This is a genomic window from uncultured Prevotella sp. (assembly GCF_946407605.1).
Lineage (GTDB): Bacteria > Bacteroidota > Bacteroidia > Bacteroidales > Bacteroidaceae > Prevotella.
Genome location: NZ_CAMJOS010000052.1, coordinates 1 through 11,784, shown reverse-complemented (window position 1 = coordinate 11,784; position 11,784 = coordinate 1). Strand labels below are relative to the sequence as shown.

The window sequence follows — 11,784 nt, the reverse complement described above, 5'->3', positions numbered from 1 at the left end:
TCGCGCCACGACTGAATCCAGTTCTTATAGGTGTTCCAGATAATCGTCTCTGAGGTAGGACGGATAATCAGCTCCTCTTCTAACTTGGCAGCGGGGTCAACCACCACGCCACTCTTGTCCTCAGTAGCCTTCAGGCGATAGTGGGTCACTACTGCACACTCCTTGGCAAAGCCCTCAACGTGCTCAGCCTCACGACTCAGGAACGACTTCGGAATCAGCAGGGGGAAATAGGCATTTTGTGCGCCCGTCTCCTTGAACATGCGGTCCAGCTCATGCTGCATCTTCTCCCAGATGGCATAGCCGTAAGGCTTAATCACCATACAACCGCGCACGGCCGACTGTTCAGCCAGGTCAGCTTTCACAACCAGATCGTTGTACCACTGGCTATAATTATCGGCACGTTTTGTTAAATCTTTTAATTCTTTTGCCATGTTTTATACAATAAATTCAAAATTTTGGTGCAAAGGTACAAAAAAAATGAGAGTTGAGAGTTGAAAGTTGAAAGTTTTTTCTATCTTTGCAGTCGAATAGAATGAAGTTTAACTTTTTATTAACGTAAATATTAGCATTATGAAAAAAATGAAAGTAATTATCCTGACGCTTTGCGCAGGAATGGTGATGGCTGGTTGTAACAACATGGCCAAGGGTACAGCAATTGGTGCAGCAGGTGGTGCTGTGCTGGGTGCTATTGTAGGTAAGGTGGCTGGTAACACCGCCGTTGGTGCCGCTGTAGGTACTGCCGTTGGTGCTGGTACTGGTGCCATCATTGGTAAGCACATGGACAAGGTTAAGGCTGAAGCCGAGGCTGTGAAGAACGCTCAGGTTGAGTCTGTTACCGACGCTAACGGTCTGCAGGCTGTGAAGCTGACCTTCGACTCTGGTATCCTGTTCGCTACCAACAAGTCTGACCTGAACGCCAACTCAAAGGCTGCCCTGAACCAGTGCGCTACCCTGCTGAAGAACAATGCCGACTGCGACATTGCCATCCTGGGTCACACCGACAATACTGGTTCTGACGCCATCAACAACCCCCTCTCTGTTAAGCGTGCTCAGGCCGTTCAGACCTATCTGCTGAGTCAGGGTGTTAACGCAACCCAGATCCGCACCGTCGATGGTCAGGGTTCTACCAACCCCGTAGCCGACAACTCTACTGCCGCTGGTCGTCAGCAGAACCGTCGTGTTGAGATCTACATGTACGCTTCTCAGGCTATGATCCAGGCTGCTGAGGCAGGAACACTTCAGTAATTGAAGGCTGCGAGTAAGCGAGAACAATGACAAGCTTGCTTGGTCATTGTCGAGCGTGAGCAGACTAGACCGAAGGTCAAAATTGAGAATTTAATTTTGAAATCTTTTCTCAAACGTATCAGAAAGATAGTCCAGTGGACTCTCGCAATATTCTTCGGCACTACCATTCTTGCAGTGGTAGTGCTGAAGTTTTTACCCGTTTATTACACGCCCCTCATGTTCATCCGACTGTTCCAGCTCGACGAGATGAAGATGAGCCACACTTGGGTGCCGTTAGAAGAAATGTCACCCAACATGCCCAAGGCCGTCATGGCCAGCGAGGATGCCAAGTTCCTCGACCATTGGGGCTTCGACTTCGAAGCCATTCAGTATGCTCGTGAGCGCAATGCCAAGCATCCTGAGAAAAACAAACTTGGAGCCTCGACCATCAGTCAGCAAACGGCCAAGAACGTCTTTCTGTGGCCTGGTCGCTCATGGCTTCGCAAGGGTCTCGAGGCTTATTTCACCGTGCTTATCGAGGTGTTCTGGTCAAAGGAGCGCATCATGGAGGTCTATCTCAACAGTATCGAGATGGGCCCAGGCATCTATGGCGTTCAGGCCGTGGCCAACGAGCATTTCGGCTGCGACGCCAAAGACCTCTCTGCCAGCCAGTGTGCCCTGATTGCCGCCACCCTACCCAATCCTCGCCGCTTCAGCAGCAAGAATCCCAGTAAATATATGAAAAAGCGCCAGCGTCAGATTCTGGCCAATATGAAATACGTTAAGTTGCTGAACGACTAGGGCTTTCAACCCTCTTGTCTATCCTCTTTGACCTTCTTGCGTCCCTTCGGTAGCAAGCGAGCAAAGCTCGAGCGCGGTCTAGTCTGCTCACGCTCGACAATGCTCAAATGCGATTTGGCATTGTTCTCGCTTACTCGCAGCCTTCCTCTTTTTTAAGTTTCAGAATACGTCTTACGCTCTGGTCTATGCGGTCCTCGCTGATGGTGCCATTGTTCACCGCCTCTATCACCGCATCGAAAGCCTCCATGAAGTCACGGGGACCAAGCACGATGTCAACGCCAGCCTTGATGCTGCCCACAGCGGCCTCGGCACTGGTATAGTGCTGGGTGATAGCCCCCATCTCCATGCCGTCAGTAACGATGATGTTCTGGTAGCCCAACTCACCGCGCAGCTTGTCTTGCAGTACGATAGACGACAGCGTAGAGGGAATGTTAGAACCAGTGACATTAGGCACGGCGATATGGGCAGTCATAATAAGCTGACAACCCCACTCTATGCCGGCACGGAAGGTCACCATCTCGCAGTCCTTCATCTCATCCCACGTCTTCAGCGACTGAGCATAGCCAGTGTGCGTGTCGGCAGTTGTGTCACCATGACCAGGGAAATGCTTGATGCAGCCCGTGATGCCCGCATCCTTCAGACCTTGCAGATAGTTCGTCACCATGGGGGCGGCCACGGAAGGATATTCGCTGAAGGCGCGTGCGCCAATGACAATATTCTCAGGATTGGTGTTCACGTCGGCCACTGGGGCAAAGTCTATGTCGAAGTCATATTTCTTCAAATAGGTACCAATGGTTTTGCCGCAGCCATAGGCAATCATCGGGTCGCCAGTGGCGCCAATGGCAGCCATCGACTCGTACTTCTGAACGTCAAAGTTGGGATTGTTGGCTATGCGTGCCACGCGTCCTCCTTCTTCGTCGATGCAGAGCAGCGGTTGTCCCTTCAGCGAGCGTATCTGAGAGATGATTCGTGCCAGTTGCGCCTCGTCCTCAATGTTCCAGGCATAGAGGATGATGCCGCCCACGGGATACTGCTCGTTGGTTTGTCTCATCTTCGTGGTAATCTCCTGATTCTTAAGCGCTGCCAGGTCATCGAAAGTGGTCCATTCAATCGTTGGGTCAAGCGACTCTATGCGGATATAGAACATCTGACCCACTTTTTCGCGGAGCGTCATCTGCTGCAACTGTTCTTCCACCTCGTCCACGGGCGGTTCAATAGTCGTCTCGTCGTTCGAGCAGGCTGCAAATAGCCAGCCACAAATAAGTAATGCAAGTAGTTTCTTCATTTCTAATATTGTTTATCTATATTTCTGTACACTCAGCCTTCAGTCTTCTTTCATCTTCCCTCTATTTCATCAAACCAGTCAACCAGCACTTTGCAATACTCCTCATGGGCATCTACGAAGCAAGTATGACGTGAGTTTCGGAACAAGTGCCAGCGACTGCCAGGGATATGCTCATAGAGCGAGGCAGCGACCACGGGCGTGCAAATGTCACGCGTACCGCTACAGATAAGTGTAGGCTGCGTGATGAGATGTAGGCGGTCGGTATATTCAAAGTCTTTCAAGCTACCTAAAGGCTGATATTCGTTGGGGCCCCAACCATAGAGATAGGCCTCTGTGCCAGCACGTTTCGGTCGGCGCAGACACTCTGGTGAATGCTCATCCACGCTGATGACAAACTGCTCGAAGTAATGGTCGTTGGCTCGCAGATAATCAGGCGAATCCCATTGTCCCGCGGCCTCTGCCTGTCTGATGGCCTCCTGGTCCTCCTCCGAGAGTTCCTTGATAAGCCGGTGTTGCTCGCTGGCCCACAGGCTGCTGGAAGCATGGCCCGATGACAATATGAACGACATGATGCCCTCAGGCTTCTCGTCTATGGCGTAAGCAATGATCTGCATGGCGCCCCACGACTGTCCAAGAATGTGAACCCTGTCAAGATGCAGATACTCGCGAATGGCTATAAGCTCGTCAATCCATGTCTTCTGTGTCCACAGCTCAGGGTGCCCGTCGAGGTACGAATTACCACATCCTATCTGGTCGTAGGAAATGACCTGTCGTCCCGTGTCGGCGATGCAGTCGAGCACCTCAAAATAGTTGTGCGTACTTCCCGGACCGCCATGCAGCAGCAACAGAGGTGCCTTCTCCGACGTCTCACCCACTATGCGGTAGTAGGTCTTGTAGCCCATAAAAGGCATGTAGCCTTCGGTAATCTTGTAGTTTGTCATATTGTTATGTTTTTACGATATCCCATGCCCGTTACGTGACAGATGAGCCTGCCGTCCTGATTGGTTACGCGCACCTCTACGGCAGGAATCTTGTGGTGGTCGCAAATACCTATGGCTTCAGCGCGCAGCACGTCACCCTCACGCGCACTCGACACAAACATGATGCTGTTGTTGATGCCGAATGTCAGCTGACCGTTGTAGTTCATCCAGGCTGCAATGGCCAGGTCGGCCAGCGTAAACAGCGCCCCACCCTGACACACATTACCGCCATTCAGGTGCATCGTCGTCACCGTCATCTCCGCCACAGCATGCTGCTCGTTCACCTCCGTAATCTTGCAACCCGCATTGGCCGCAAACCTATCTGTTCTATTCAATAATTCCTTTATATCCATTGTTGTCTCATTTATTTTCCTTCAGACCTCAGCCATCTTCCTTCTTACATCATTTTTACCACTTCCAAATCCGCAGGCAGCCATTTCACGCTGTCCAGCTCATCCTTTGTGAGCCATCGGGCTGCCTCATGCTCATTCAGATGCAGCGCCTCGCCAATGAGAGAGCAGAGATAGCAATGCATAGTCAGATGAAATTTGGGATAGCTATAATCAATGGTACAAAGAAACTCATCCACACTTATCTCCGCAGACAGTTCCTCGCGAATCTCCCTCACGAGTGCTTCCTCCGGCGTTTCCCCAGCTTCCATTTTTCCGCCAGGAAACTCCCACCAGTCTTTCCAATCGCCATACCCTCTTTGGGTGGCGAATATCTTATCATCCTTGCGGATTATAGCTGCTACGACTTCAATCTGTTTCATATCTTCGCACTCTTCCTTTTACGCAATTCTTCCCTTGCTGCACGGATCTCTGCGTTGATTTCATCAAGCGAAAGCTCTGGCTCCTTGCTCATCTCCGCAGCCCTTCTTTGTTGAATAAACAAGTCCAGCTGCTCAATTTCCGCCTTCTGATTCTCAGGTGCGAATAAATCAACCTTACCAGCATTTATTCTATTATCCATATCTCTTCATTAAAAGGATTTCGTGATCCCTTCTTTTTATTTGGTTTCTGTTGTTAATTGGGACACAATAGGGTCCTGTGTGCACCTTTGTAGTGCAGAGAGTTAATCCATATTATCTATTATTTTTTCTATCAACTTTTATGAGACTATCAACTATGTAGTCTGATGCTTCGGAGATAGACATATTTTGCACATCAATCCAATGTATTCTCATAAACATAAATCTTGTCTCATGAGACAAGGGTGCTGTTACAACAGGAATTATTTTCCCATTATATTCCATTGCAGCCATAAATTCTTTGTATTGCCATGATCCAATTCGGAAATCTTCATTCAAGAATGTAAGAATATATCCATTCTTAGATGCATCCCGGATATTGTGTTCGATAACTTCTTTGAAAGAATCTCCAGCCATTAAGTCGTCTTTATCGAAAAAGGTCTTAAAATCATGCTGTTTCAATTTCTCATTCACAGCTCTTGCTAACTCTGCTTGTTTTCGCGGATAAGACAAAAATACCGTTGAACGTTTTTTAAACCTTTCTATGGCTTCTGCAATCTTTTCTTCTGGCCAATCCAAATTGACAGTTTCATAGGGACGATTAGTTTCCTTAATATGCTCAACTTCGAATTTTACCCAATCTGACTCCTTAGCATTCTGGCTATCACATAATACGAAGCGGTGCCTATTATCAATCTCCTCCTTGATAAGTGTTTTGGTCAATTCTTCATACCCTTCCTTTTCTAGGCATTTCAGGAAGAACATCAATGGCCGAAATCCTTCTTTCTCCAAGAGATCTCTCACCACTATCACTTTCTCATAATCTAAATGAGAATGCGAAAGAAATACAAAGATTTTATTATCTTCCATTCTTGACCACTCTAAATTATCTGTTAGATATCTATCGAGCACAATAGGCCGCTGAATGCGCACAATAGGGCGCACAATAGGGTCGGTTCCACTGTGCACATTTCAAACTGCCTGCAAATATACGAATTATTTCTGAAATTATTCGCAAAAGCAATTAAATATTTCTAGGATTATCTTCCGCCGCCATTGGCATTTGAATATCCTCTTCCTGCAATTCGGGATAAGGATTGTTTTTGACGACATGATCTTGCAGCCATATATGATTCAGGGTGAACGCTATGGAATCCAGCGTCTCTTCACGCTTCGATGATTTCAGCTCGCACTCCCACACCGTGATGCAATGCCAGCCCATCTCCGCCAGTTTGCGCTGCTCCTCTTTATCCCTTTCCTTGTTCCTTCGTATCTTCGCCACCCAGAACTCCCTGTTCGTCTTTGGAATCTTACAGCACTCGGAGTTCTCAATCACATCTTCCATCTTACCTCTGACATCTTCCATCCGTGGCAGAGCCACGTTGTGTCCATGCCAAAAGCAACCATTCACAAAGATGCACGTTCTGTATTTCCTCAGCACCAAGTCTGGATGCCCAGGCAACCTTTTATGGTTCAAACGATATCGAAATCCCCTACTCCACAGCCCTTTTTGCACAATCATCTCTGGCTTCGTATTTTTCGACCGAATCGCCGCCATATTAGCATGCCGTTGTTGTGCTGAGAGTTTATCCATAATACATCAGCGACTTATTCCTCTTTAAATTTCATCATCACACTTAAAAAGTCAGCTGGGCTGATGACCTTTGGTGTCTGAGGATAATGCTTTAAATTGCCTGTCACCATAAAAGAATCTTCAACGCTCAATGAAACTTCGTAGAACACGCGATCATCCTCGTCTGGCATAGAATCTAAAAAGGTCGTCCGAGAAGTCTCTATTCCATGTTCCTTAATAAACGAAATCAATGCATCAGCAACACCAGGCACGAGCTTGAATTTCGCACGATGAAGCACTTCCTGATATTCTTCAATGATACTGCTTTCGTACAAGGGCGTAAATTCACTATTAAGCAACAGCCTTACAACTTTTGCCGTTGCCGAAAGAGAATTGTTCGTGATAAGAGCCGATACCAGCACGTTGGTATCAATAACAGCGTAAATCATACCTTCGCACTCTTCCTTTTGCGCATTTCTTCCCTTGCCGCACGAATCTCTTCGTTGATCTCATCTAGCGAGAGTTCCGGCTCCTTGCTCAACTCCGCAGCGCTCCTTTGCTGCATAAACAAGTCCAACGCACTGGGTGTTCCTTTAATCGTAAAAGGAATGCTGCGACTTCTTATCACCGCCTTCACGAAAATGTTGAACGCCGTATTGGCACTCATTCCAAACTGCTCGCAGAGTGCGTCAAACTGCGTTTTCATTTCAGAATCCATTCTTACTGTAACTGCCGATTGTGCCATAATTTCTATTCAATTTATCTACATTATGATAGCACCATGCCATCATTTCGGCAGCAAAATTATGAATTATTTTTGATAAAAGCAAATTTTCCGGCAAAAAAGTGAGATCCACGTATGCTTCGAAGTGTTGGGCCAGTATACATAATAGTGTACACAATGCGGTTCCGCTGTGTACACTAAATTATATAGAAATAACTTCTCCGTGATTCACAATTCATTTATGGCTCTGCTGCTTTCGGAAACAAATCATACTCGTTGGGCCTCACTTCATTTTGCTTTTTCGTTGACAGTTTTCTTATCTGTTTGAATTTGTCAAACACATTCTCACGGTGGTGTTTTAGAAAAACATTCAGAGGCCTGTAAAAAGGTTCCTTTGGTACGAAAATCTTTTTACCATTGTACTCCTCATAGAACCAATTTCCCTTTAGCTTTTCTGACACAATTACCCTATAGTCATCACTGATACAAAAGAAACCCTTATCAAACGCAAAGTGCATATCTCTGCACAATGCGATACCATTACAAGGCAGAAATGTTCCATGATGTGCTTGTGGCTTAATATGTGCAGCCTCTAGATTAAACAAATCTACATCACCTTCTTTATATCTAATTACCTTGCCAGTAACTGCACATCGGTATTGGTAAGCATTCATAACAAGATCATGGAATAATGAACTGTTAAATATTGAGCACCCCATTGATTCCTCAAAAGAGTTTTCATCTTCATCGTTGTTGTCTTGTGTACTATAAGTACTCAATAGTGAGTCCGACTCTGACCTTATCACCTTCATGGCCTCATCGGTAACGACAACATCTGAGACAGAATCAAGTGCAGGTGTCTCAATAAAATCGAATACAGTATCAATTATTGCATTTGCATGCCATCTTTTGTCATAATCATCCAAGATGTGTTGTAACAAATTACTTCTCTTATGCTCTGGAGTAATTCTAGTAAGTGTGTAATAAGTATTACCGCCAACATCAATTCTTTCAAATACAGCATAATCACCTTTAAAGAAATACTCTTTATCAGGATCTATCTCGTTATTCATATACAATCTGACTTCATTCCTTGGATTTTTCCCTGTATATTCTATATCCGCAAATTTCTGGTTGTGATAATCCATCGTGCAAAGCACCCTTTCTCTTTCCTTACCATTAATCATTGGAATAATCGATACGATAACCTTGTCATTCATCACCACAGAAGAAATGTGTGGAAAAAAATCGAGACATGTTTTGGCTACAAGGAAATATCTTCCCCTTGCAGGTCTTTCACCTCTTCGGTTAATAGACCCCATTTCTTGATGGCCAACCTTATGAATATAGAATCTACCCATAGTAATACTTATTTAATAATGTATGAAGTCCCTGTGCTATTATCTTTGCAAAATCAGAAGGTACAGCATTGCCAATCATTTTGTATTGTGCCATCATTGGGCCAAGAAATTCAAAATCGTCCGCAAAAGTCTGCAACCTTGCTGCCTCTCTGACAGTTATTGACCTAGCTTGAACTGAGTCTGGATGTATATGACGCATACCATCTTTATATAGATGAGCTGGTATCGTGTTACTTGGTTCGTTCCACCTTAGTACATAATACTTATGGATATTACTCTTCTTACCTGTCATTTCCGTATAAAGTTCCTTCAGTGCTTCAATGGAAATGTATTGTTTTTTGCCTGACTCTATGTCCTCTGCAAGCATAGAGAAAATTCTCTGGTCTCTTTCGCTATGGAAACGAGGCACATGATTCATCACTCCACTTCCATTAATAGGTTGATGGGAGAATTTATGCCCGTTTTCCCTTATCACTTCTTTACTTGGAAAAATGGCAGGTAGATCTCCTATGGCATCCTTTACTGTTTTGGGAGTAGCATTATTAATAAACTTCGGCATCTGCTCTTTATAAAAGTCATCAAGTATTTTTTTGCATAAATCCGAATCTTTGGTATTGAGAGTTTTGTTTACTCCGAGTATAATGACACGCTTTCTATGCTGTGGAATGCCAAAATCCGCAACATCATAAACAGCATTTTTGAAATCGTCAATCACACAATAACCTGCATCATCAAATGCTTTCCTGATTTTGTCAACAATAGGTGTCCCATCAGGAGCAGCGCTCAGCATACCGACAACATTCTCAAAAACAAAGAAAGCAGGCTTAAAGTATTCCAGGATACGGATATAACTTTCGAAGAGATAGTTCCTGTAATCATCACGCATTCCATGTGGATCTCGAATTCTCCCTGCCAGAGAATATGCTTGACAAGGAGGCCCTCCAATTACAATATCTATCTTTTTGTCTCCAATGAGTTTTTTAAGACCGATATGCTTTCCATACTTTTCATCGTCAAAACCATTAATCAGTTCGTTTGTACGCTGAATATCGAATCGTACGACCTCTTCTTTTGCGTTTTTATGATGCCACCTCTTTTCAAGGCGGTTGGCAAGGGTTTGACAAGGAAACGGTTCCCATTCAACGCATGCAAGTGTATTGAATCCACCTTCCTGCATAAAGCCATCCATCAGCCCACCACAGCCTGCAAACAAGTCAATAGTGTTGTATTTCATAGGCATCACTTCATGTATTTTAGTAGTTCTACACCTATAGCCTTTGCCATTAGGCAAGGGACAGCATTACCTACTTGTTTATCTTGTTGGCCTTTGTTTCCCAAGAAAACAAAATCATCAGGAAAAGACTGCAATCTGGCACTTTCTCTAACTGTTGGACATCTATTCCATTTGTAGTGGAAATTATTCCGATGCCCTGTATCTATAGTCCTTGATGGTTTATAGCTACAGTACCTTGTCCAAGCCATGTGGAAAATTCTACTTTCTCCGACACCTGGTGGGAGGTCTTTATAGTTTCCACCATCAGGTACTAAAGCGATTGTATCTTTAACAAACTGCTTGTGGTCTATGGACTTATGGTTGTGAAGGACATTGCAAGAACCTCTCATCAACTTTTGATATTCAGTTTGAGGTTCCATTTCATACTCAGAAACATCACTTCCCAACGTATGTTCAAGACTAGGAAGATCTCCTATTGCCTGTTCACAAGTGATGTACTCATCTGGTTTCAAATATGGTTCAGGAAATTGAAACTTCTCTTTCGCATTCAGTAATCCTACAAATACGAGTCGTTTTCTGATTTGAGGAACCCCATAGTCAGCGGAACACAATATTTGATTACTCACGGAATAGCCCATTGAGGTGAAGCGCCTTACGATCTCATCACGTACTTCACCTTTGTACAAAGTTGCCATACCTGGGACATTCTCTATTAGGAATGCCTTGGGTTTATACCTCCTGACAGTTTCAATCATTGCAAGGTATAATTTGTTACGCTCATCATCAAACTGTCTAGGGCCTGTCAAACTAAAGCCCTGACAAGGTGGCCCACCAATAATAACATCTATTACATTTCCTCCTACAAGCTTATCTATCTGGTTGAATGTGTCAGGGGCTGATAAATCACCACAAAGTGTTTTACTTCCATGATGATTATAAGCATAGGTTTTTAGTGCGGGTTCATTGAAATCTACTCCTAATACGATGTTATAACCCGCCATCTCGAAGCCTTTTGACAAACCTCCGCATCCACAAAACAAGTCTAATACATTATATTTCTTCTTTGACATGAAAAAGCCCTCTCTTCGTTTGAAAAGGGGGCGTGGAAGAAAGATGCGTTTAAGCAAGGCCTACCACAGCCCACATCAGACAACAATCCAACTGTCCACGCCCTTATGAGCGTAAACATCCAATTGCTTGTCCGACTGATGTGTCTGTAATGTGGTAATTCTGCTTAATCAGTCAACCAAGGATGTCAAAAACTCTATATTATTCCTTTACTGTTGTTTTTACTTTTTTGTTCGTTGTCCGTAAGCACCCAATACGAACAGATTTTAATTATTGGCTAACTACATACAAAAAACGTGGTGCTTAACATCTGCCTGTTCGACAATCTGGCCTACCACAGCCATAGAGATAAACAGACAGAGTAAACACCAACGCTGGAGTATATAGATACACCGTAAAGTGTGCCTGAGGCAATGAAGCCTCGCAGCACACTACGGAGATGCTAATACACACCCCGTGGAGTCACCTCTACAATGTTTTTGATCTCTTGTCGATGTGGTAGTTCGATTGTCCAAAAACAAAGCGTCAGTAACGCCTTTCAATATGTAGTGCTCCACCCAGCGG

The 11,784-nt window shown here is 44.8% G+C and carries 14 protein-coding genes and 1 pseudogene; 2 read left to right on the top strand and 13 right to left on the bottom strand.

Annotation, left to right across the window (positions count from 1 at the left end; all coding sequences use genetic code 11):
* A pseudogene (locus Q0R57_RS13975) lies at window positions 1-431 on the bottom strand (proline--tRNA ligase); the annotation flags it as partial.
* A gap of 139 nt (window positions 432-570) precedes the next feature.
* On the opposite strand from Q0R57_RS13975, the gene Q0R57_RS13970 reads away from it, so the two are divergent.
* On the top strand, window positions 571-1,245 hold the full coding sequence (locus tag Q0R57_RS13970; protein WP_294749008.1) for an OmpA family protein: 675 nt from the start codon (window positions 571-573) through the stop codon (window positions 1,243-1,245).
* Between the two features lie 96 nt (window positions 1,246-1,341).
* Window positions 1,342-2,025, top strand: a complete 684-nt coding sequence (gene mtgA / locus Q0R57_RS13965; protein WP_294749006.1) for a monofunctional biosynthetic peptidoglycan transglycosylase — start codon at window positions 1,342-1,344, stop codon at window positions 2,023-2,025.
* 130 nt (window positions 2,026-2,155) lie between these two features.
* Here the strand turns inward: mtgA and Q0R57_RS13960 are convergent, their stop codons facing one another.
* From Q0R57_RS13960 to Q0R57_RS13905, 12 genes are all read right to left on the bottom strand, one after another.
* Window positions 2,156-3,310, bottom strand: coding sequence for a glycoside hydrolase family 3 protein (locus Q0R57_RS13960; RefSeq protein WP_294749004.1), 1,155 nt, complete (start codon window positions 3,308-3,310; stop codon window positions 2,156-2,158).
* A gap of 50 nt (window positions 3,311-3,360) precedes the next feature.
* The gene (gene pepI, locus Q0R57_RS13955) at window positions 3,361-4,251 is read right to left on the bottom strand and encodes a proline iminopeptidase (RefSeq protein WP_294749002.1); all 891 of its coding nucleotides are present in this window, start codon (window positions 4,249-4,251) and stop codon (window positions 3,361-3,363) included.
* Complete coding sequence (locus Q0R57_RS13950) at window positions 4,248-4,643, bottom strand: PaaI family thioesterase (protein WP_294748999.1); 396 nt, start codon at window positions 4,641-4,643, stop codon at window positions 4,248-4,250. Before Q0R57_RS13950 ends, pepI begins: the two co-directional genes overlap by 4 nt.
* A 44-nt stretch (window positions 4,644-4,687) precedes the next feature.
* Window positions 4,688-5,062 (bottom strand): (deoxy)nucleoside triphosphate pyrophosphohydrolase, encoded by a 375-nt coding sequence (locus Q0R57_RS13945; RefSeq protein WP_294748996.1) that lies wholly within the window; start codon window positions 5,060-5,062, stop codon window positions 4,688-4,690.
* Window positions 5,059-5,262: a hypothetical protein gene (locus tag Q0R57_RS13940; protein WP_294748994.1), complete on the bottom strand. Its 204-nt coding sequence runs from the start codon at window positions 5,260-5,262 to the stop codon at window positions 5,059-5,061. Before Q0R57_RS13940 ends, Q0R57_RS13945 begins: the two co-directional genes overlap by 4 nt.
* Window positions 5,263-5,374: 112 nt before the next feature.
* Complete coding sequence (locus tag Q0R57_RS13935) at window positions 5,375-6,130, bottom strand: toll/interleukin-1 receptor domain-containing protein (RefSeq protein WP_294748993.1); 756 nt, start codon at window positions 6,128-6,130, stop codon at window positions 5,375-5,377.
* Between the two features lie 154 nt (window positions 6,131-6,284).
* Window positions 6,285-6,854: a very short patch repair endonuclease gene (locus Q0R57_RS13930; protein ID WP_294748990.1), complete on the bottom strand. Its 570-nt coding sequence runs from the start codon at window positions 6,852-6,854 to the stop codon at window positions 6,285-6,287.
* A 14-nt stretch (window positions 6,855-6,868) separates the two neighbouring features.
* Window positions 6,869-7,282, bottom strand: a complete 414-nt coding sequence (locus tag Q0R57_RS13925; RefSeq protein ID WP_294748989.1) for a putative toxin-antitoxin system toxin component, PIN family — start codon at window positions 7,280-7,282, stop codon at window positions 6,869-6,871.
* Entirely contained in the window at window positions 7,279-7,578 is a 300-nt protein-coding gene (locus Q0R57_RS13920; RefSeq protein WP_294748986.1) for a type II toxin-antitoxin system RelB/DinJ family antitoxin, read from the bottom strand. The genes Q0R57_RS13925 and Q0R57_RS13920 overlap by 4 nt, the downstream gene beginning before the upstream one ends.
* A 218-nt stretch (window positions 7,579-7,796) precedes the next feature.
* Window positions 7,797-8,918 carry an HNH endonuclease gene (locus tag Q0R57_RS13915; RefSeq protein WP_294748983.1) on the bottom strand — a complete coding sequence of 374 codons (1,122 nt, stop codon included), beginning with the start codon at window positions 8,916-8,918 and terminating at the stop codon, window positions 7,797-7,799.
* Window positions 8,911-10,152, bottom strand: a complete 1,242-nt coding sequence (locus Q0R57_RS13910) for a DNA cytosine methyltransferase (RefSeq protein WP_294748979.1) — start codon at window positions 10,150-10,152, stop codon at window positions 8,911-8,913. Before Q0R57_RS13910 ends, Q0R57_RS13915 begins: the two co-directional genes overlap by 8 nt.
* A gap of 5 nt (window positions 10,153-10,157) precedes the next feature.
* Window positions 10,158-11,222 carry a DNA cytosine methyltransferase gene (locus Q0R57_RS13905; RefSeq protein WP_294748976.1) on the bottom strand — a complete coding sequence of 355 codons (1,065 nt, stop codon included), beginning with the start codon at window positions 11,220-11,222 and terminating at the stop codon, window positions 10,158-10,160.
* Window positions 11,223-11,784 lie beyond the last annotated feature (562 nt).

Coding starts and splice junctions, on each gene's coding strand:
- pepI (WP_294749002.1), bottom strand. CDS start 4,251: ATGACAAACTACAAGATTACCGAAGGCTACATGCCTTTTATGGGCTAC.
- Q0R57_RS13935 (WP_294748993.1), bottom strand. CDS start 6,130: ATGGAAGATAATAAAATCTTTGTATTTCTTTCGCATTCTCATTTAGAT.
- Q0R57_RS13910 (WP_294748979.1), bottom strand. CDS start 10,152: ATGAAATACAACACTATTGACTTGTTTGCAGGCTGTGGTGGGCTGATG.
- Q0R57_RS13945 (WP_294748996.1), bottom strand. CDS start 5,062: ATGAAACAGATTGAAGTCGTAGCAGCTATAATCCGCAAGGATGATAAG.
- Q0R57_RS13930 (WP_294748990.1), bottom strand. CDS start 6,854: ATGGATAAACTCTCAGCACAACAACGGCATGCTAATATGGCGGCGATT.
- Q0R57_RS13940 (WP_294748994.1), bottom strand. CDS start 5,262: ATGGATAATAGAATAAATGCTGGTAAGGTTGATTTATTCGCACCTGAG.
- Q0R57_RS13925 (WP_294748989.1), bottom strand. CDS start 7,282: ATGATTTACGCTGTTATTGATACCAACGTGCTGGTATCGGCTCTTATC.
- Q0R57_RS13960 (WP_294749004.1), bottom strand. CDS start 3,310: ATGAAGAAACTACTTGCATTACTTATTTGTGGCTGGCTATTTGCAGCC.
- Q0R57_RS13920 (WP_294748986.1), bottom strand. CDS start 7,578: ATGGCACAATCGGCAGTTACAGTAAGAATGGATTCTGAAATGAAAACG.
- Q0R57_RS13950 (WP_294748999.1), bottom strand. CDS start 4,643: ATGGATATAAAGGAATTATTGAATAGAACAGATAGGTTTGCGGCCAAT.
- Q0R57_RS13970 (WP_294749008.1), top strand. CDS start 571: ATGAAAAAAATGAAAGTAATTATCCTGACGCTTTGCGCAGGAATGGTG.
- Q0R57_RS13905 (WP_294748976.1), bottom strand. CDS start 11,222: ATGTCAAAGAAGAAATATAATGTATTAGACTTGTTTTGTGGATGCGGA.
- Q0R57_RS13915 (WP_294748983.1), bottom strand. CDS start 8,918: ATGGGTAGATTCTATATTCATAAGGTTGGCCATCAAGAAATGGGGTCT.